This window comes from Mesorhizobium sp. M1182 (assembly GCF_040318335.1).
Lineage (GTDB): Bacteria > Pseudomonadota > Alphaproteobacteria > Rhizobiales > Rhizobiaceae > Mesorhizobium.
On sequence record NZ_JAMYMD010000002.1, the window covers coordinates 254,188 to 274,136 of the forward strand.

Consider the following 19,949-nt stretch of genomic DNA (forward strand, 5'->3'; position numbering starts at 1 on the left):
TTTCAGCCTCAAAACAAAATGGGACGAAAGGGCAAGGCGGTCTGCGCTTTGCTGCTGGCAACCAGTGTCTTTGCGTTGTCGCGGCCGGCACTGCTTTGCGCCCAGGAAACCGAGCTGCGCGGCGAGGTTTCGGAATCGACAATCCTGGACGAACAGCAGTACAAGATCAGGCAATCGAGCATAGCCGGAACCCAAGCCGCGCAGGCTGCTGCAACCGCCAACGACAATACGCCGCTGCCTACCTATCGCCCGGCCAGCCAAGGGGCGTTGCCTGACGACGGCACGGGCGAGGCGGCCACAACCGGCGGCACTTTCGATCAACCAGCGGCCAGCGGCGACCCATTTCCCGACAACCCTGCTCCGCCACCCCGACGGCGGCCAAGCGCGACGCCACGCGCCGCCAATGCGGCCAACGCCGAAGACGAGACCGCTGACAGCCAGAAGCGCAAGAGAGCCGCGACTGCAGCCGCGGCGGCGACCGATGACACCGATACCGCCGCTATAGACGAGCAGGATACGGTCAACCGCCGTGCCGTCACCATCGATTCCGCCGAGAGGCTCAGGCTCGACCCCGGTGCCGAGCGCACCGAAGCCATCGAAGGCCAGAACAAAAAGAACGAGGACGACCCGTTCGCCGCCACCGGCATCAAGCTCGGCTCTTTCGTAATCCGGCCGACGCTCGAGCAAGGCCTGACGTCTTCGACAAACGCCGATTCGAGCAGCCTCGGCAAGCCGGCCTTGCTGTCGGAAACGACACTGCGCTTCAACGCCGTCTCCGACTGGAGGGAGAATTCGGCGACGGTTGAGGGCTATGGCATCTTCCGCGAAACCTTGTCCGGCTATGACATTCACGAGGCGCAAGGCCGCGTCGACGGCACACTCAACATCGATCTCGACAATGATCTGCGCGCCATCGCCAAGCTGGGCTATGAGGCCGTGCCCGAATCGGCCTCGGCGCCGGACGCGGTCGTCGGCGCCGTTGGCCAGCCGGTGCGCCAGACCGTGAACGGCAGTCTCGCCGTCGAGAAGGATGCCGGCAAGATGCGCTTCGCGCTGACCGGCGCGATCGAGCACGACATCTTTGGCGACGCCAAGCTTTCGTCGGGCGGATCGCTGTCGCAGAAGGGCCGCGACTCGACGCTCTACACGGCCATTTTGCGTACCGGTTACGAGATCTCGCCTGCCATCACCCCGTTCACCGAAATCGAGATCGGCCGGCGCGCTTATGATTTGCGCGTCGATCCAAACGGCTTCCAGCGCTCCTCGACCAGGCTTGGCGCACGGGCCGGCGTCGAGCTCGATCTCCGCGAGAAGCTTACCGGCGAGTTCTCGGTCGGCTGGCTGCGCGAAGCTATCGACGACGATGCCCTGCCGGCTATTTCGGGCGCGACGGTCAATGCCGATCTCAAATGGTCGCCGGAACGCGGCACCACGATCGGGCTCACCGCACAGACGACCGCCGAGAACACGACGAATGCGGGCGAAAGCGGCGACATGCTCTATTCCGGCAGCCTCACCGGCGAGCGGCAGATCCGCGCCAACCTGACCGGAAATGCCGCTCTCGGCCTCGAATGGCGCGACTATACCGGCTCCGACGATCATGATTTGACGCTGAGCGCCGAGGCTGGGCTGACGTGGTGGCTGAACCGCTACACCGGGCTCACCACCCGCGCCAGGACTGAAAAACTGACCAGCAACCTGATTGGGCGCGACTACACGGCCAACAGTATCTTCGTCGGCTTGAAGTTGCAGCGCTAAATGCATGTCGCGCAAAAGTGTGCAGCGGTTTTGCGATAACGACTTGCCTAAAACAAGAACCTAAAGCGCGTCGCATGAGGCCGGTCGAACGCGGCGCGCTTTAGCCGATCAGCGCGGCAACCGGTGTTGAAACTACAAGGCTATGCCGCGGCGTTCTGACGGCGCGAGTTCGTCGAGAAGCGTGCGAATGACACCGGCCATGCTCGCATTCATGTCTCTGCGCCACAGTGCGAAGGCAACGTTGGCCTCGACGAAGCCTTCGGGCGAGCCGCAGTCGAACGTCCGCCCGCGGTAGTGGTAGCCGTAGAAGGGCTGTTGCTTCTGCAGCTTCAGCATTGCATCGGTGAGCTGGATCTCGTTGCCGGCGCCTTTTTCCTGACCTTCGAGTATCTTGAATATCTCCGGCTGCAGGATATAGCGCCCGTTGATGTAGAGGTTCGACGGCTCCGTGCCGGTCTTCGGCTTTTCCACCATGCCGGTGATGCGGAAACCGTGATGCGCGTCCTCGCCGCGGCCGACAATGCCGTATTTGTGCGCCTCGGCCGGATCGCATTCCTGCACGGCGACGATGTTGTTGCCGGTCTCGGCGTAAAGCTCGACCATGTCCTTCATGCAGCTTTTTTCCGACTGCATGATCATGTCGGGCAATAGCAGCGCAAAGGGCTCGTCGCCGACGAGCTCGCGCGCGCACCAGACGGCGTGGCCAAGGCCGAGCGGTACCTGCTGGCGGGTGAAGCTGGTCTGCCCCGGCGCCGGTTGCAGCCGCTGCAGGCGGGCGAGCTGGTCGTCCTTGCCGCGCTGCGCAAGCGTGTCGTAGAGCTCGAACTGGACATCGAAGTGATCCTCGATGACCGCCTTGTTGCGGCCGGTCACGAAGATGAAATGCTCGATCCCGGCATCGCGCGCCTCATCGACCACATACTGGATGACCGGCCTGTCGACGACCGTCAGCATTTCCTTGGGAATGGCCTTGGTAGCAGGGAGAAAGCGCGTGCCGAGACCGGCAACCGGGAACACTGCCTTGCGAACTCTCTTCATGTGCCAATTATCCATTTGCATGCCTGTTCGGCAATCCCGATTCGAGACATTTTCATGCCGAAATCGAGGATTACTGAACGGCGGGTCATAAATCTCAGCTGGTAAAGCATTGACGCATCTTTTCACCCCGCACGGCACCTATGGTAAACCAAATGCTAACCGGGTTCGGCGATGAATAGTCTTCCTGAGATGAAGAAGGAGGAAAAGATGTCCGTTCGCAACGCCGCAAGGCGCTTCACCAGCGTCCTGACGGCCGCCAGCCTCTCGCTTGCTTTGCTCATGCCCAGCGGGCCGGCTTTTGCCGATGCCGGCTTCCGCCAATGGGTCGCCAGCTTCCGTGCTACCGCCGTGGCGAGCGGCGTTTCCGGCTCCGTCTACGACCAGGCATTCAAGGGCATCAACGATGCTGACCCGGTGGTACTGGAAAAGGCCCGTACTCAACCCGAATTCACCGCACCCGCCTGGGATTATTTCGACAACCGCGTCCATGACCAGTCGGTCGCCGTCGGCCAGCAGATGGCAAGGAAATGGAAGCCTTGGCTGGACAGGATCGAGGCAAGATACGGCGTCGACCGCTACATCCTGCTGGCCATCTGGTCTATGGAATCGAACTACGGCGAAACTCTCAAGCGCGATGATATCATGCGCAATGTCGTGCGCTCGCTGGCGACGCTTGGTTATGCCGATCCGAAGCGAGCGAAATTTGCCCGCACCCAGCTGATCGCGGCGCTGAAGATCCTGCAGACCGGCGACATCGACGAAAGCCATCTCAGCGGCTCATGGGCCGGCGCGATGGGCCATACCCAGTTCATCCCCACCAGCTACCAGTCCTATGCGGTCGATATGGACGGCAACGGCAAGCGCGACATCTGGAATTCGATTCCCGACGCACTGGCGACAGCCGCCAATTTGCTGAGGAAGAACGGCTGGCAGGCAGGCAAGACCTGGGGTTATGAGGTCAGCCTTCCGGACGGCAAGAAGCTGCCCGGAGGCTCAAAGTCGCTGTCGCAATGGCAGGCGCTGGGGGTCAGCCGTGCCAACGGCAAGCCGTTCAAGAACGGTGCGGACAAGGCGACGTTGAAGCTGCCCGGCGGCAGCGGCGGGCCGGCTTTCCTGATGATCAAGAATTTCTCGGTCATCAAGCGTTACAACAATGCCGACAAATATGCGCTCGCCGTGGGCCTTCTTGCCGACGAAATTGCCGGCTATGGCGGGCTTGTGCAGGACTGGAAGCGACCGTTTACCAAGCTCTCCTTCGAGGAAAGGCAGGAGCTTCAGAAGCGACTTTCCGAGCACGGCTATTACGACGGCAAGTTCGACGGCAAGATCGGTGACGGATCGAAAACCGCCATCATGGCCTTCCAGGCAAAGGCTGGCTTGACCCAGGACGGGTATCCGAGCAAGGAAGTGCTGAAATGGCTCAGGCAGAACTAGAGCCGGTTGCGGGATGGAGAGGGTGATTGGTTTCGGCTGCGCGCATCCGGTTAATCGTTCGTCGCGTGCCGATCCTCGTTCTGGCGATCGCCGTTCTGGCGGTCGGCGGCGCCAGTGCCTTTCATACCGCGGCCATGGCGCAGGAGCCGGAAAGTCGTGGCTGGTCGCTGCGCGACCTGTTGTTTCCGCGCAGAAGCGAGCGGTTTGAGCAGCCGCCGCCCGAATACCAGCGAGAATTCCAGAGAACAAAGCCCAGGCCCAAGCTGAGAAAGCCCCGGTCAGTTAGCCGGCCGCCGCCGGCCGAGCCGACAACCCCAGTGGCCGAGAAGGCGCCGGGTGCACGCGTCGTTCTGGTGGTCGGCGATTTCATGGCGTCTGGGCTGGCTGAGGGGCTCGACGCCGCGTTTGCTGAAAACACCGGCGTCAGGATCGTCGTCCGTGCCAACGGATCGTCGGGCTTCGTGCGTGACGATGTCTACAACTGGCCAGAACAGGTCAAGTCGCTGATCGCTGCCGAAAAACCGGCAGCCGTCGTCGTCATGCTCGGATCCAACGACCGGCAGCAGATGCGCGTCGGCGATGTACGCGAGCAGCCGCGATCCGAAAACTGGACCAAGGAATACGAGCGCCGGACCGATGCGTTCGGCAAGGCCATCGCCGCAACCAAGGTGCCGTATCTGTGGGTCGGCATGCCGGCCTTCCGGGTCTCGAAAATGACCTCCGACATGCTGGCCTCCAACGACATCTTCCGCTCGTCCGCCGAAAGCCACGGCGGCGAATTCGTCGACGTCTGGGACGGGTTCGTCGACGAGAACGGCGCCTTCATCACCAGCGGACCGGACATCAACGGCCAATCGGTGCGCCTGCGCTCCGACGACGGCATCAACATGTCGAAGGCCGGCAAGCGCAAGCTCGCCTTCTATACCGAAAAGCCGCTGATGAAGATCCTGGGGCTGGCCGCGCCAGGAAGCGTGGTGACGGCTTCTGCCCCGGCCGGCGCTCCCGTCGAGGCGCCGGCACCTGCCGCGGCACCGATAGCTGTCGATCGCACCGTGCCGATGCTGCTCAGCGATCCGGCGCTGGACGGCGGCTCGGAACTTCTCGGCGCCGCCCCGCCGGCAAAAGCTGACAAGAATTTGCCGGGCGAAAGGCTGATCGTCGAGGGCAAGGCGCCCGACGCCTCACCGGGCCGCGCCGACGATTTCTCCTGGCCGCCCAAGACACAGCCTGCGACGGCGGCCGCATCCGATACGACGACGGCGATCCGCCAGTAAACAGAACCTCTTCGGAACGGGCTCAGCGCGGCAGCACGCTCGATCCCATCAGCGCCTCGTCGATGGCGCGCGCCGCCTGGCGACCCTCGCGGATCGCCCAGACGACCAGCGACTGGCCGCGCCGCACGTCGCCCGCCGCATAGAGCCTTTCGACGCTGGTCCTGTAGTCCCGGTCATTGGCCTCGACATTCTTCGAACGGCGGCTGTCGATGACGATCTTCATCTGCCCGTCGAGTTCCGAGATCGGCCCGCGAGCGGCTGGCCCGGCAAAGCCGATGGCGATGAACGCGAGATCGGCGCGGATGACGAATTCCGTGCCCGCGATCGGCTTGCGCTTTTCGTCGACCTCGCAGCATTTGACCCCGGTCAGCTGGCCGTCTTCGCCGATGAATTCAAGCGTCGCCACCTGGAATTCGCGCTCGGCGCCTTCGGCCTGCGACGACGACGTGCGCATCTTGGTCGCCCAGTAGGGCCAGACCGACAGCTTGTCCTCCTTTTCCGGCGGCTGCGGCCGGATGTCGAGCTGGGTGACGCGCACCGCGCCCTGGCGGAAGGCGGTGCCGACGCAGTCTGAGGCAGTGTCGCCGCCGCCGACGACGACGACGTGCTGGCCGCCGGCGACGATCGGGCGCGACGGCCATGCCACCGACTGGATCGGCTCGCCGCCGATACGCTTGTTCTGCTGCACCAGATACGGCATGGCGTCGTGCACGCCGTCGAGATCGTCGCCCGGGATGTTGGCCGGACGCGGCGTTTCGGAGCCGCCGCAATAGAGCACGGCGTCATATTCGGCGAGCAGTTCGGCGACCGGCTTGTCGACGCCCACATTGACGCCACAATGGAAGCTGACACCTTCGCCCTGCATCTGCTCGATGCGCCGGTCGATATAATGCTTCTCGATCTTGAAATCGGGGATGCCGTAGCGCATCAGCCCGCCCGGCCGGCTCTCGCGCTCATAGACGTGAACGTCATGGCCTGCGCGGCCGAGTTGCTGGGCAGCCGCCATGCCTGCCGGCCCCGAGCCGATGATCGCGACGCGCTTGCCGGTCTTCCGTTCCGGCGGATAGGGCCGGATATGGCCGGTTTCATAGGCTTTGTCGGCAATGGCCTGCTCGATGGTCTTGATGGCGACCGGAATATCCTCGAGGTTCAGCGTGCAGGCTTCCTCGCAAGGTGCGGGGCAGATGCGGCCGGTAAATTCCGGAAAATTGTTGGTCGAATGCAGGTTGCGGATCGCGTTTTCCCAGTCGCCATTGTAGACGAGGTCGTTCCAGTCCGGGATCTGGTTGTGGATCGGGCAGCCGGTCGGTCCATGGCAATAAGGAATGCCGCAATCCATGCACCGCGCGGCCTGTTTCTCGACCTCCTTGTCCGACATCGGCAGCGTGAACTCGCGGAAATGCCGGATGCGGTCGGAAGCCGGCTGGTACTTGTGCACCTGCCGGTCGATCTCGAGAAACCCTGTTACCTTGCCCATAGTCCAGTCCCTGCTGTCCGGAAGGCACGCCTGGCGACGCACCCGTTAACCTCATAAGGCAGCTGTGGCAACCTTCAGTCCGAGGTCAGGATTGTTGATGAAGATGGTTGCCGGGACGCATGGCCTCCCGGCAATTTCCAAATCTATTCCGCCGCCACGTTCATGCGCATCCGCTCCATCTCGATCAGCGCGCGGCGGTATTCGACCGGCATGATCTTCCGGAATTTCGGCCGGAAAGTCGCCCAGTCGTCGAGGATTTCGCGACCTCGTACCGAGCCGGTGTAGTGGACGTGGTTGGAGATCAGCTGGTAGAGCCGCTCCTCGTCATGGCTGGTCATATCGCCGGATACGTCGACACGGCCCTTATGGTCGAGATCGCCGCCATGGTGGAGCAGCTTTTCCATCAGGTCGTCCTCTTCCGGAACCGGCTCCAGCTCGACCATCGCCATGTTGCAGCGTTCGGCGAAATCACCCGCCTCGTCGAGCACATAGGCGACGCCGCCCGACATGCCGGCGGCGAAGTTGCGGCCGGTCTGGCCGATGACGACGACGATACCGCCAGTCATGTATTCGCAACCATGGTCGCCGACGCCTTCAACGACGGCGGCGACACCCGAATTGCGCACGGCAAAACGCTCGCCGGCAACGCCGCAGAAATAGGCCTCGCCCTCGGTTGCGCCGTAGAGCACGGTATTGCCGACAATAATGGATTCGGCAGCAACGATTTTCGTGTTCTCCGGCGGGCGGATGACAATGCGGCCACCCGACAGGCCCTTGCCGACATAGTCGTTGGCGGCGCCCACCAGTTCGAACGAGACACCGCGCGCCAGGAAGGCGCCAAAGGACTGGCCGGCCGTGCCGGTGAGCTTGACCGAGATCGTGTCCTCGCGCAGGCCCTTGTGCTTGAAGCGCTTTGCCACCTCGCCCGACAGCATGGCGCCGGTCGAACGGTCGACGTTGCGGATCGGCAGTTCGATACTGACCGGCTGCCTGGCTTCGAGCGCCGGCTTTGCGAGTTCGATCAGCTTGCGGTCGAGCACGTCGTCGATCGGATGCTTCTGCCGCTCGGTCCAGTGCACCGCCTCGTGCGGCGCATCGGGCTTGTAGAACATCTTGCTGAAGTCGAGCCCGCGTGCCTTCCAGTGCTGGATCAGCTCGCGCTTTTCCAGAAGGTCGGTGTCGCCGATGATCTGGTCGAGATGGGTGTAGCCCATCTCGGCAAGCAGCGCCCGCACCTCTTCCGCCACATAGAAGAAGAAGTTGATGACGTGCTCGGGCGTGCCCTTGAAGCGCTTGCGCAGCACCGGGTCCTGTGTCGCGACGCCGACGGGGCAGGTGTTGAGATGGCACTTGCGCATCATGATGCAGCCGGCCGCGATCAACGGCGCAGTCGAAAAGCCGAACTCGTCGGCGCCGAGCAGTGCGCCGATAATGACGTCACGCCCGGTGCGCAGGCCGCCATCGACCTGCAGCGCGACGCGCGACCTGAGGCCGTTGAGCACGAGCGTCTGGTGCGTCTCGGCAAGGCCCATCTCCCACGGGCTGCCGGCATGCTTGAGCGAGGTCAGCGGCGAGGCACCGGTGCCGCCGTCATAGCCTGATATGGTGATGTGGTCGGCACGCGCCTTGGCGACGCCGGCCGCAACCGTGCCGACGCCGACTTCCGAGACCAGCTTGACCGATACGTCGGCCGCCGGATTGACGTTCTTCAGGTCGTAGATGAGCTGCGCCAGATCCTCGATCGAATAGATGTCGTGATGCGGCGGCGGCGAGATCAGGCCGACGCCCGGCGTCGAGTGCCTGACCTTTGCTATGGTCGCATCGACCTTGTGACCCGGCAGCTGGCCGCCCTCGCCTGGCTTCGCCCCTTGCGCGACCTTGATCTGCATCATGTCGGAATTGACAAGATACTCCGCCGTGACGCCAAAGCGTCCCGAGGCGACCTGCTTGATCGCCGAGCGTTCGGGGTTCTTGCCGCCGCCCGGCAGTGGCAGATAGCGATCGGCCTCTTCGCCGCCCTCGCCGGTGTTCGACTTGCCGCCGATGGCGTTCATGGCGCGCGCCAGCGTCGTGTGCGCTTCCCTTGAGATCGAGCCGAAGGACATCGCCCCGGTCGAGAAGCGCTTGACGATATCGGCCGCCGGCATCACCTCGTCGAGCTTGACCTTCTTACGCCCGGTCTCTTGCGCAAGCTTGATCGTGAACAGGCCGCGAATGGTCTGCGCCTGCGCCGTCTCGCTGTCGATCTGGGCGGAATAGTCCTTGAACGTCTCCCACGAGCCTTGGCGCACGGCGTGCTGCAAGGTCGCCACTGCGTCGGGCGACCAGATATGGGCCTCGCCGCGCATGCGGAACATGTATTCGCCGCCGACCTCGAGGCTGTTGCGCAGCACCGGGTCGTTGCCGAAGCCGTCGGTGTGGCGGCTGACCGTTTCGGCGGCGATCTCGTCCAGCCCGACGCCTTCGATCAGCGTCGCCGTGCCGGTGAAGTACTTCTGCACGAAGTCCGACTTGAGCCCGATGGCGTCGAAGATCTGCGCGCCGCAATAGGACTGGTAGGTCGAGATGCCCATCTTGGACATCACCTTGAGGATGCCCTTGCCGATCGACTTGATGTAGCGGGAGACGACCTCGTAGGCATCGACCTCCGCTGGCAATTCGCCACGCTTGTGCATGTCGAGCAGCGTGTCGAAAGCGAGATAGGGATTGATCGCCTCGGCGCCGTAGCCGGCGAGACAGCAGAAATGATGCACCTCGCGCGGCTCGCCGGATTCCACGACGAGCCCAACCGAGGTGCGCAATCCCTTGCGGATCAAATGATGGTGCACGGCCGCCGTTGCCAGCAGCGCCGGAATGGCAATGCGATCCGGGCCGAGCTGACGGTCCGAAAGGATGATGATGTTGTAGCCGCCGGCGACCGCCGCCTCGGCGCGCTCGCACAGCCGGTCGATGGCGCCCTGCATGCCGGCCGCGCCTTCATTCGAACCGTAAGTGATGTCGATCGTCTTGGTGTCGAAACGGTCTTCGGTGTGGCCGACGGAGCGCAGCTTCTCCAGATCGCCGTTCGTCAGGATCGGTTGGCGCACTTCGAGCCGCTTGCGGCGCGAATTGCCGACAAGATCGAAGATGTTGGGCCGCGGCCCGATGAAGGACACCAGGCTCATCACCAGCTCCTCGCGGATCGGGTCGATCGGCGGATTGGTGACCTGTGCGAAATTCTGCTTGAAATAGGTGTAGAGCAGCTTCGATCTGTCCGACATTGCCGAAATCGGCGTGTCGGTACCCATCGAGCCGACGGCTTCCTGGCCGGTGGTCGCCATCGGCGACATCAACAGCTTGGTGTCCTCCTGGGTGTAGCCAAACGCCTGCTGGCGGTCGAGCAGTGAGACATCCCTGCGCAGGGCGCGCGGCTCGACCGGGTTCAGATCCTCGAGGATGAGCTGTGTGTTGGCGAGCCAGCTCTTGTAGGGATGCCTGGTCGCGATCTCCGACTTGATTTCCTCGTCGGAAACGATGCGGCCCTTGTCCAGGTCGATCAGCAGCATGCGGCCGGGCTGCAGCCGCCACTTCTTGACGATCCTTTCCTCCGGCACTGGCAGCACGCCGGCTTCCGAAGCCATGATGACGCGGTCGTCATCGGTGACGATGTAGCGCGCTGGCCGCAGCCCGTTGCGGTCGAGCGTGGCACCGATCTGGCGGCCGTCGGTGAAGGCAACCGCCGCTGGCCCGTCCCACGGCTCCATCAGCGCTGCGTGATACTCGTAGAAGGCCTTGCGGTCCTGACCCATCAGCTTGTTGCCGGCCCAGGCTTCCGGGATCAGCATCATCATGGCGTGGGCGAGCGAATAGCCGCCCTGCGTCAGGAATTCGAGCGCATTGTCGAAGCAGGCGGTGTCCGACTGCCCTTCGTAGGAGATCGGCCACAGCTTCGAGATGTCGTTGCCGAACAGTTCGGAATCGACCGAGGCCTGCCGCGCCGCCATCCAGTTGACGTTGCCGCGCAGCGTATTGATCTCGCCATTGTGGGCGACCATGCGGTAGGGATGCGCCAGCTTCCACGACGGGAACGTGTTGGTCGAGAAGCGCTGGTGGACCAGGATCAGCGCCGTCTCGAAACGCGGGTCGGTGAGGTCCTTGTAGTAGGCGCCGACCTGATAGGCCAGGAACATGCCCTTGTAGACGATGGTCCGCGACGACATCGAGACGACATAGAAGCCGTTGTCGACGCCTTTGGTCTCCTCATGGATGCGACCGGAAATGACCTTGCGCAGGATGTAGAGCCGCCGCTCGTAGTCGTCGTCGTTCTCGATCTCGGCGCCGCGGCCCAGGAACACCTGCCGGTGCACCGGCTCGGAAGCGGCGATGTCGGGCGCCTTGGACAGCGACGAATTGTCGACCGGCACGTCGCGAAAGCCGAGCAGCGGCTGGCCCTCGAGTTGCGCCACCTCGGCGATGATGCCTTCGATATGCGCCTGCAGCTCCGGGTCGCGCGGCATGAACACCTGGCCGACGGCATAGTGGCCGGGCTTCGGCAGTTCGACCCCTTGCTTGGCCATCTCCTCGCGGAAGAAGCGGTCCGGCAGCTGCACCAGCACGCCGGCGCCGTCACCCATCAGCGGATCGGCGCCGACCGCGCCGCGATGCGTCAGGTTTTCGAGCACGGCAAGGCCGTCCTCGACGATCTGGTGCGACTTCACGCCCTTCATGTTGACGATGAAGCCGACGCCGCAGGCATCATGCTCGTTGCGCGGATCATAGAGGCCGTGCGCGGCATAGCCGGTGTTGGTTCGCCGAATATTGGTCAGGGACGGATTTTTGACGGCTGCCGCTGTCGTCTGCGCGGCCTTCGTCGCAGATGGCGTCATGTCCGTCATCGTCCTGTCCTCCGTTCCGTCCCCTTCGGGCGCTGGTTTCCGTCGGGAAGCGCGTGGCTCCCCTTTCAATCTGCGGCACGTCTTGCGAAATTCTTGCCGACCGTGCGGCTTTCCGCATGGTTCGCATATGGTATTCGTACAGGCCGGAGCCAGACTGTCTAGCTGTCGCTCGCGGCAATGGCCGCAGAGGCGCAATCATATGCCAATGCGGCCAGTTTTGTGCGACAAAATAAGACAGCACTACTGTCCTAAATTTTTATGACAGAAATTTTGGATGCACACAAGACCGATTCACAAATTTCTTGAAGCTTTCGCGACAGAAAATTGCGCGGAACGCCGTGTCAGCGTAACCTTCCGTCGCTGCATCTACGCTCATGCGTTTCACTGGCTTTAGCGGATTTTCGGTATCTGCCCCTTGCGGCCGGCATGCGAAAGCGGCCAAGCTCGCACCGATTTCCCCAGCATAGGCAGACGCATGATTTTCGCTTCCGACAATTGGGCAGGCGCCCATCCCCGTATCGCTGCCGGCCTGTCGGCCCATGCCGACGGCTTCTCCACCGCCTATGGCGACGGTGCCCTCGACAAGACCGTTTACCAGCGCTTCAATGAGATCTTCGAATGCGAAGTCGCGGTGTTTTTCGTCGCCACCGGCACCGCTGCCAATTCGCTGTCGCTGACTACCTATAACAAGCCAGGCGGCATTTCCTTCTGCCATCGCGAATCGCACGTCATCGAGGACGAATGCGGTGCACCGGAATATTTCACCGGCGGTTCGCGGCTTTATACAGTCGAAGGCGCACTCGGCAGGATCGATGCCGGCAATCTGGAACGGGCGGTGGACCGTTTCGCACCCGAAAACGTCCATTCCGGGCGGCCGGTTGCCGTTTCGATCACCCAGTCGACCGAAGTCGGCACCGTCTACACGCTGAACGAAATCGCCAGGATTTCGGCGATCGCAAAGCAGCATGGACTGCCGCTGCACATGGATGGGGCCCGCTTTGCCAATGCGCTCGTCGCGCTGGAAACGACGCCGGCCGAAATGACCTGGAAGCATGGCGTTGACATCCTCTCCTTCGGCGGCACCAAGAATGGCTGTTGGTGCGCCGAGGCGATCGTGCTGTTCGACCTCGAGCGAGCCAAGGAATTGGCCTTTTTGCGCAAGCGCGCGGCCCAACTGTTCTCGAAATCGCGCTTCATCGCCGCGCAATTCGATGCTTATTTCAGGGGTGGACTGTGGCTCGACACAGCACGGCACGCCAATGCGATGGCGGCACGGCTTGCCGCGGCGATAGAAGATTCCCCTTCGGCCCGGCTGGCCTGGCTGCCGCAGGCGAACGAGGTCTTCGCAGTCATGAAAAAGGCCGAGGCCGAAAGAATGCAAGCGGCAGGGGCGGCCTTCCACGACTGGCACAGGCCGCTCGGCTACGACGGCTACATTGGCGAAGACGAAGCGCTCTATCGGTTTGTCACCAGCTTCGCGACCACGCCCGACGAGGTCGACCGTTTCGGCTACCTGCTCGCCGGATAGCAAGCCTTGCCCACCAGCAAAAAGAGCGGCGCATTGCTGCACCGCCCTTTCTTCCCGGGGAGTTGGCGTCCCGGAGTTTAGCTGCCTGGCTTAGGCGGCAGTCTTGGCCTCGATCTGCTTGGCCTTGGTCGGAGCCGAGGTGATCGCGATCTTGCGCGGCTTCAGCTCTTCGGGGATGTTGCGCTTGAGGTCGACGAAGAGCAGGCCGTTCTTCAGCGCGGCGCCGACAACCTCGACGTGATCGGCAAGCTGGAAGCGGCGCTCGAAGGCTCGGCTGGCGATACCGCGATAGAGCAGTTCGGAGCCTTCGCCATTGCCTTCCTCCTTGCGCTCACCCTTGACGGTCAGCACATTGCGGTGAGCTTCGATCGAAATCTCATCTTCCGAGAAGCCGGCCACAGCCATCGAGATGCGATAGGCATCCTCGCCCGTGCGCTCGATGTTGTAAGGCGGATACGTCTGGCCTTCCGGCTGCGCAAGCGAATCGAGCATGGTGAACAACCGGTCAAAACCGACGGTCGAACGGTAGAGCGGGGAAAAATCAACGTGACGCATGGTGTGTTCTCCTGTTGAGCAACAAGGTTGCGTATGGCCGGTGCGAAACCCGTGACGGCGTTCCGGATGGGCCAGCGGCCCCGACATTGGCGACCGCATGACAAATTTGGGAAGCCGACGACGGCATTTCAAGATTTTCCCGCGCCCGAACGGGACCGGTCCCGGCCCATGTCCCGCCGATGAACGGCAGATGAACCGTGGCTTCGGCGAGCGTTCAGCCAGGCGGCATTAAAACTGTTCTCGAGATCACGAACAGGTCGCCGGAAAGGGCGACACGACGAGGCCGAACCGGGTGTAACGTCCCTTCCTCCCGGTCGACAGAGGCCGGAAGCACGCCAAGGCTGCTTCCGGCCTTACTTGTTCGCTGCCTGGCGGTCGACCTCCCCGGCGTCCCGAATTCCTTTGCTTTTGGCGCATGGGCGTTTATGCCTGACTTGCGCCCACGCCGGCACCGACACCAACCAAAAACCGCATGACCGATCTACTCCACCAGCCCCCTCTCTTCCAGGAAACTCCGGGCAATCCGCTGCCGGAAAACGCGGCCGGCGGCTTCTTCACCACGCGCGACGGCAAGAAGATCCGCTATGGGCTGTTTGCCGCGGTTGCCCGCCCGATGAAGGGCACCGTCGTCGTCCTGACCGGCCGCAACGAGTGCATCGAGAAGTATTTCGAGACCATTCGCAACCTTGCCGACCGGGGCTTTGGCGTGGCAACCCTCGACTGGCGCGGACAGGGCGCTTCCGACCGGCTGATCGGCGACCGACAGCGCGGCTTCGTCCGGAGCTTCTTCGATTACACCGGCGATCTGGAGCAGTTCTTCGAGGAGATCGTGCTGCCCGATTGCCGAGGACCCTACTACATACTAGCCCACTCGGCCGGCGCGGTGATTGCGCTGCTCGCCGCGCCCTCGATGGCGAACCGCGTGCGCCGCATGGTGCTGATCGCACCGTTCTTCACCGTGCCGGACCTGCCGGTTTCGGTAAAAACCGTCCGCCGCCTCTGTTCGCTGTTCTGCCTTCTCGGCCTTGGCCGGCTCTATGCCGCATGGGGGCCGCGGCCCAAGGAATCGGTGCCCTTCGCCATAAACAAGCTGACCAGCGACCCGGAACGCTATCGGCGCAACACGCTGATCTACGAAACCTATCCGCAGCTGGCGCTCGGCGGACCGACGATCCGCTGGCTGAAGGCGGCCACCGAGGCATCCTTGATCGTCAGCGACCCGGATTTCATGGCTAAGATCCAGGTGCCCTTGCTGATGATCGGCGCCGGCGCCGACCAGGTCGTCTCGACCAGGGCAGTCGAAGCCTATGCGAGGCGTCTGCGCGTCGGCTCGCTAGTGATGATCGACGGCGCCCGCCATGAGATCCTCCAGGAAGCCGACCTCTATCGCGAGCAGTTGCTTGCGGCATTCGATGCCTTCATCCCCGGAACCGGCGACGCTGTTTGACCGCTTTGCCGGCGCCCGCCAACAAAGCCCGCACGGGTCGCTTGTCCGGCGCAGCCCCTTATTCCCGTTAAGGCATCGAGCGCTAGGTTGCTGCCAAAGAGAATGGAGGCCATTTGCCGGGAGAAAAACGACCATGAACGCATCGAACACGCTGTCACGTCAGGGGCATCGGCTACTGCAGATTGGCGTCGCGCTGCTGCTGTTTTCGTCATTCGAAGGGTTTGCAATACCGTATCTCGCCGCACCGCGGCTCGGACTGTCCGCGCACACGCTCAGCGCCCTGGAGGGCGTTCTCTTGCTGGCTCTAGGCCTCACATGGTCTAGGCTCAATCTCGGCGCGGCGACGTCGCGGATTGCTTTCTGGCTGCTGATCTATTCGGCTTTGGCGATCCTGGCCGCCTACGTGATCGCCAGCGCCTGGGCGGCCGGCAACGAGACTATGCCGTTGGCGGCCGGAGCCTTCCACGGAAGTGCCTTTCAGGAAGCTGTGATCAAAGGTGTGGCGTATTCGTCCGCGCCGACCGGCCTCATCTCTTTCGTGCTCATTTTGTGGGGCCTGCGTCTCTCGGACGCTTGGCCTGCCGACAGCTAATGCATGTCGCGCAGCGGTTTTGCGATAACATGCATAAAACAAGCGCGTCCCATGAGTTCACTCAAACGCGACGCGCTTTGCTTTAGGACCGTACCGCGGTTTCCGTCGGATTTGCGCAAAACAGACGCGTGGGTGCACCGGATGCTCAGCCGCGCAGCGCCGCCATCGCGGCTGCGTGCAGCTCCGGTGTCGCCGCCGCCAGGATGTCGCCGCCGTTTTCCGCCGGCCCGCCTTCGAAGGTGGTGACAACGCCGCCTGCCTTCTCGATGATCGGGATCAGCGCGACGATGTCGTACGGTTTCAATCCGGGATCGGCAACGATATCGACGCTGCCCGCCGCCACCATCGCGAAGGCATAGCAGTCGGTGCCGTAACGGGCGAGCTGGACCTGTTGCTCGAACAGGTCGTAGCGCAGGCGCGCGTCTCCCTTGAACAGCGCCGGCGTGGTGGTGAACAGCGTCGCCTCGGCGAGATTCGTCGTCTTGCGCGTAGCGAGTTTTCGGGGGCCACCGGGACCTTCATAATGCGAGCCGGAGGCATTGGCGTAGAACAACTCGCCGGTGAAGGGCTGCGACATCATGCCGGCGACGGCATCGCCGTCGACCGTCAGCCCGACCAGCGTGCCCCATACCGGCAGGCCGGAAATGAAGGCGCGCGTTCCATCGATCGGATCGATCACCCAGACATGCCGGCTGGAGATGTTTTCGCTGCCATGTTCCTCGCCGAGAATGCCGTGATCGGGGTATTGCGCTGATATCAGCGCCCGGATGGCGCGCTCGGCCTCGCGGTCGGCCTCGGTGACCGGGTCGAAGCTGCCGCGCTCCTTGTTGGTGACCGCGCCCTGGTTGCGGAAGCGCGGCAAGGTCTCGGCTGCGGCGGCACGCGCAATGCGCCGCATGAACTCGATGTTGATGTCCAACTGATTCTCCCGCTCCAGCATGTTTGGAGATACCCGTTTGCCTACGGATTTATGCCGAAACAAGGGCGTTCGGAGCCTTTCGCATGGTGCCAACTGTTGCTCGAATGCAACGCCGCCGTCATGGAAATGCAGTTTCCACTTCACAGTGAATTAAAAAAGCCGGAACGCGCCTTGACATTTGTGCAGCGCACAATACGTTTGTTCTCGGACAGGGGTTCCTGTCCATGCCCTCCTTGGGCGTTTCCTCCCTAGACTTCGACCGTGTCGTGCAAACGATGCGGTCTTTTTTTACGCTGCCGCATGAGCGGCGGTACCGCGATTCCGCGGCTATTCGGCGGCCAGCGGCAGATCCATGAAATTGTGATCGGGCATCGCCATCAGTTCGGCCGAAAACCGCGCCAGATCGTCGGCCAGTGCGTCGAAACCAGCCGATCTCTGGAACGTCCGCTCATTCATGTAGAGCCCGCGATTGACCTCGATCTGCAGCGCATGCAGATGGCGCACGGGGCGGCCATAGTGCTCGGTAATGAAGCCTCCGGCATAGGGCTTGTTGTGGGCGACGCTGTAGCCCATGCCGGTGAGCAGGCCGATCGCCGTCTCGGTCAACGCCGCCGCGGCCGAGATGCCGAAACGGTCGCCGACGATGAAATCCGGCCGCAATCCGCTGTCGCCGACCCTTATGCTTGCCGGCATCGAGTGGCAGTCAATCAGCACGGCGTAGCCGAAGCGCGCATGGGTTCTGGTCAAAAGCCGTTTCAGCGTCTCGTGATAGGGCTTGTAGACCGCTTCGATGCGCGCCACGGCTTCCGCCAGCGGCAAGCGGCCGGAATAGATGTCGAGCCCCTCGCCGACCAGCTTGGGCACGGTGCCGAGCCCGCCGGCCACCCGCGCCGAGCGGATGTTGCAGAATGACGGCACCGGTTCGGCGAACATGCGCGGGTCGAGTTCCCACGGCTCCCGATTGACGTCGAGATAGGCGCGCGGGAAGTTTGCCGCCAGCATCGGCGCTCCGAGCGCGACGGCGCCGCCGAACAATTCCTCGACATAGCAGTCCTCGGAGCGGCGGATGGCGTTGCGGTCCAGCTTGGCCATAGCCATGAACCGGTCCGGATAGTAGCGGCCGCTATGCGGCGAGTTGAAGAGGAAGGGAACGCGCTGTTCGGCGCCCGATCGGATTTCGAAGGGTGGAACGACCGAAAAATCCTCGGCTGCCGTTTTCAATTTGGACGAACCCGGGAATACCAATGCATCATGATGGGAAAGTGCCACCTCGCCGCCCGCATGTCCAGCCGCCGAAGCGCCAGCCAAATCAGGATTGTGCGGCCAACGTTCACTTGATGTTTACCGTCACCTCCTCATATACAGCATGGTTAACGGGCTTGCCGCACGGCATTGTCGGTTGGGTGATTCGGACGGGACAACATGGCACGCATTCTGCTGGCGGAAGACGACGACGACATGCGCCGGTTCCTCGTCAAGGCGCTGGAGCGCGCCGGTTATCAGGTCAGCGATTTCGACAATGGCGCCAGCGCCTATGAGCGGCTGCGCGAGGAACCTTTTTCGCTGCTTTTGACCGACATCGTCATGCCCGAGATGGATGGCATCGAGCTCGCCCGACGCGCCACGGAGATCGATCCCGACCTCAAGGTGATGTTCATCACCGGCTTCGCCGCCGTCGCGCTGAACCCTGATTCCAAGGCGCCGAAAGACGCCAAGGTGCTATCGAAGCCGTTCCACCTGCGCGACCTGGTCAACGAAGTCGAAAAGATGCTGCAGGCCGCCTGACGCGCTTTTTGTCGCGTCTTGACCGACGCCGCAAGCCAGGCGTTCTTTCCCTTTTCCCGCTATTGACGTGCCGAACCAAAAATGGTGTATGCGCGGCTTCGGATGGGCGTGTAGCTCAGCGGGAGAGCACTGCATTGACATTGCAGGGGTCACAGGTTCAATCCCTGTCACGCCCACCATCCAAATAATCCCTCAATTGGCCGTCGGTATTTTTCGTCGACTGATGTTCCCGGCCAATACCGGCCCTCAGGCCGCACCGAGGCGCAGATCGCCGGTCTCGACGTGCTCCAGAAACCAGGCATAGGTCTGTTCCAATCCGCTGCGCAGCGAGTAACGCGGGCGCCAGCCGGTGGCGAACAGACGCGACACGTCCATCAGCTTGCGCGGCGTGCCGTCCGGCTTCGTCGCATCGAATGTTATTGCGGCATCGGCGCCGGCGACCGACACGATGGTGCGGGCAAGATCGGCAATGGTGATGTCTTCCCCCGAGCCGACATTGATGTGGCTCTCGCCCGAATAATTCTTCAGCAACCAGACCAGCGCGCCGGCGGCGTCGTCGACATGCAGGAATTCGCGCATCGGCGTGCCTGATCCCCACACCTCCAGGCTCTTGCGGCCGGCGCGCCTGGCCTCGTGCGCCTTGCGCATCAGAGCGGGCACGACATGGCTGGAATTGAGGTCGAAATTGTCGCCCGGGCCGTAGAGATTGGTCGGCATCGCCGAGATGTAGTCGACGCCGTACTGGCGCCGATAGGCCTGGCACAGTTTCAGCCCGGCGATCTTGGCGATCGCATACCATTCGTTGGTGGGTTCGAGCGGTCCGGTCAGCAAGGCGTCCTCGGAGATCGGCTGCGCCGCGAATTTGGGATAGATGCAGGATGAACCGAGAAACAGCAGCTTCTGCACCTCGTTGCGGAAGGCGCTGTCGATGACATTGTTCTGCATGACGAGATTGTCCTGCAGAAAATCGACGGGAAGCCTGTTGTTGGCCAGGATACCGCCGACCTTGGCCGCCGCCATCACCACTGCATCCGGCTTGCGGTCGGCCATCCAGCGCCGCACGCCGGCCTGGTCGAGAAGATCGAGCTCGGCGCGCGAGGCGGTCAGGACCTCGCAATCCTCATCGGCCAATCTGCGCAGGATAGCCGAGCCGACCATGCCGCGATGTCCGGCCACGAAAACGCGCTTGCCCTGAAGGTCGAAGGTCATCAGCTTACCCCAATGCAGAACGGCAGCTATGCCAGTTGGCCGGCGGAGCGCCGGATCGG

Annotated in this window: 14 protein-coding genes and 1 tRNA gene; 8 read left to right on the top strand and 7 right to left on the bottom strand. The window is 62.8% G+C overall.

Features of this window, described 5'->3' with window-relative positions; all coding sequences use genetic code 11:
- The first annotated feature begins 18 nt into the window (after positions 1-18).
- Entirely contained in the window at positions 19-1,758 is a 1,740-nt protein-coding gene (locus NKH33_RS03770) for an outer membrane beta-barrel protein (RefSeq protein WP_502896416.1), read from the top strand.
- Between the two features lie 132 nt (positions 1,759-1,890).
- On the opposite strand, the gene galU is transcribed toward NKH33_RS03770, so the two are convergent.
- On the bottom strand, positions 1,891-2,796 hold the full coding sequence (galU, locus tag NKH33_RS03775) for a UTP--glucose-1-phosphate uridylyltransferase GalU (RefSeq protein ID WP_352469528.1): 906 nt from the start codon (positions 2,794-2,796) through the stop codon (positions 1,891-1,893).
- A 207-nt stretch (positions 2,797-3,003) separates the two neighbouring features.
- On the opposite strand from galU, the gene NKH33_RS03780 reads away from it, so the two are divergent.
- Both NKH33_RS03780 and NKH33_RS03785 read left to right on the top strand, forming a co-directional pair.
- Positions 3,004-4,230, top strand: coding sequence for a lytic murein transglycosylase (locus tag NKH33_RS03780; RefSeq protein ID WP_352564889.1), 1,227 nt, complete (start codon positions 3,004-3,006; stop codon positions 4,228-4,230).
- Positions 4,231-4,256: 26 nt separating this feature from the next.
- On the top strand, positions 4,257-5,504 hold the full coding sequence (locus tag NKH33_RS03785) for an SGNH/GDSL hydrolase family protein (protein WP_352918242.1): 1,248 nt from the start codon (positions 4,257-4,259) through the stop codon (positions 5,502-5,504).
- Between the two features lie 22 nt (positions 5,505-5,526).
- Here the strand turns inward: NKH33_RS03785 and NKH33_RS03790 are convergent, their stop codons facing one another.
- Entirely contained in the window at positions 5,527-6,981 is a 1,455-nt protein-coding gene (locus NKH33_RS03790; protein ID WP_352818148.1) for a glutamate synthase subunit beta, read from the bottom strand.
- 143 nt (positions 6,982-7,124) lie between these two features.
- Positions 7,125-11,855 (bottom strand): glutamate synthase large subunit, encoded by a 4,731-nt coding sequence (gltB, locus tag NKH33_RS03795; RefSeq protein ID WP_352918243.1) that lies wholly within the window; start codon positions 11,853-11,855, stop codon positions 7,125-7,127.
- Positions 11,856-12,330: 475 nt separating this feature from the next.
- Here gltB and NKH33_RS03800 point away from each other — a divergent pair, with 475 nt between their 5' ends.
- Positions 12,331-13,383 carry a threonine aldolase family protein gene (locus tag NKH33_RS03800; RefSeq protein WP_352767672.1) on the top strand — a complete coding sequence of 351 codons (1,053 nt, stop codon included), beginning with the start codon at positions 12,331-12,333 and terminating at the stop codon, positions 13,381-13,383.
- A 90-nt stretch (positions 13,384-13,473) separates the two neighbouring features.
- On the opposite strand, the gene NKH33_RS03805 is transcribed toward NKH33_RS03800, so the two are convergent.
- Entirely contained in the window at positions 13,474-13,938 is a 465-nt protein-coding gene (locus tag NKH33_RS03805) for an Hsp20 family protein (protein ID WP_352918245.1), read from the bottom strand.
- A gap of 472 nt (positions 13,939-14,410) precedes the next feature.
- Here NKH33_RS03805 and NKH33_RS03810 point away from each other — a divergent pair, with 472 nt between their 5' ends.
- Positions 14,411-15,385 carry an alpha/beta fold hydrolase gene (locus NKH33_RS03810; RefSeq protein WP_352918247.1) on the top strand — a complete coding sequence of 325 codons (975 nt, stop codon included), beginning with the start codon at positions 14,411-14,413 and terminating at the stop codon, positions 15,383-15,385.
- A 133-nt stretch (positions 15,386-15,518) separates the two neighbouring features.
- Positions 15,519-15,977 carry a styrene oxide isomerase gene (locus NKH33_RS03815; protein ID WP_352469520.1) on the top strand — a complete coding sequence of 153 codons (459 nt, stop codon included), beginning with the start codon at positions 15,519-15,521 and terminating at the stop codon, positions 15,975-15,977.
- Positions 15,978-16,122: 145 nt separating this feature from the next.
- Here NKH33_RS03815 and hisN read toward each other — a convergent pair whose 3' ends face one another.
- Positions 16,123-16,896, bottom strand: coding sequence for a histidinol-phosphatase (gene hisN, locus NKH33_RS03820; protein WP_352564879.1), 774 nt, complete (start codon positions 16,894-16,896; stop codon positions 16,123-16,125).
- A gap of 327 nt (positions 16,897-17,223) precedes the next feature.
- Positions 17,224-18,165 (bottom strand): N-formylglutamate amidohydrolase, encoded by a 942-nt coding sequence (locus tag NKH33_RS03825; protein WP_352539364.1) that lies wholly within the window; start codon positions 18,163-18,165, stop codon positions 17,224-17,226.
- Positions 18,166-18,318: 153 nt separating this feature from the next.
- Between NKH33_RS03825 and cpdR the strand changes: the two genes are divergently transcribed.
- Positions 18,319-18,681 (top strand): cell cycle two-component system response regulator CpdR, encoded by a 363-nt coding sequence (gene cpdR / locus NKH33_RS03830; RefSeq protein ID WP_006199474.1) that lies wholly within the window; start codon positions 18,319-18,321, stop codon positions 18,679-18,681.
- 104 nt (positions 18,682-18,785) lie between these two features.
- Positions 18,786-18,860, top strand: a tRNA-Val gene (locus NKH33_RS03835).
- Positions 18,861-18,927: 67 nt separating this feature from the next.
- On the opposite strand, the gene fcl is transcribed toward NKH33_RS03835, so the two are convergent.
- Complete coding sequence (gene fcl, locus NKH33_RS03840) at positions 18,928-19,890, bottom strand: GDP-L-fucose synthase (protein ID WP_352767123.1); 963 nt, start codon at positions 19,888-19,890, stop codon at positions 18,928-18,930.
- Positions 19,891-19,949: the final 59 nt, after the last annotated feature.

Coding starts and splice junctions, on each gene's coding strand:
- gltB (WP_352918243.1), bottom strand. CDS start 11,855: ATGACGGACATGACGCCATCTGCGACGAAGGCCGCGCAGACGACAGCG.
- NKH33_RS03800 (WP_352767672.1), top strand. CDS start 12,331: ATGATTTTCGCTTCCGACAATTGGGCAGGCGCCCATCCCCGTATCGCT.
- NKH33_RS03805 (WP_352918245.1), bottom strand. CDS start 13,938: ATGCGTCACGTTGATTTTTCCCCGCTCTACCGTTCGACCGTCGGTTTT.
- NKH33_RS03810 (WP_352918247.1), top strand. CDS start 14,411: ATGACCGATCTACTCCACCAGCCCCCTCTCTTCCAGGAAACTCCGGGC.
- fcl (WP_352767123.1), bottom strand. CDS start 19,890: ATGACCTTCGACCTTCAGGGCAAGCGCGTTTTCGTGGCCGGACATCGC.
- NKH33_RS03770 (WP_502896416.1), top strand. CDS start 19: ATGGGACGAAAGGGCAAGGCGGTCTGCGCTTTGCTGCTGGCAACCAGT.
- galU (WP_352469528.1), bottom strand. CDS start 2,796: ATGAAGAGAGTTCGCAAGGCAGTGTTCCCGGTTGCCGGTCTCGGCACG.
- NKH33_RS03815 (WP_352469520.1), top strand. CDS start 15,519: ATGAACGCATCGAACACGCTGTCACGTCAGGGGCATCGGCTACTGCAG.
- NKH33_RS03790 (WP_352818148.1), bottom strand. CDS start 6,981: ATGGGCAAGGTAACAGGGTTTCTCGAGATCGACCGGCAGGTGCACAAG.
- NKH33_RS03780 (WP_352564889.1), top strand. CDS start 3,004: ATGTCCGTTCGCAACGCCGCAAGGCGCTTCACCAGCGTCCTGACGGCC.
- cpdR (WP_006199474.1), top strand. CDS start 18,319: ATGGCACGCATTCTGCTGGCGGAAGACGACGACGACATGCGCCGGTTC.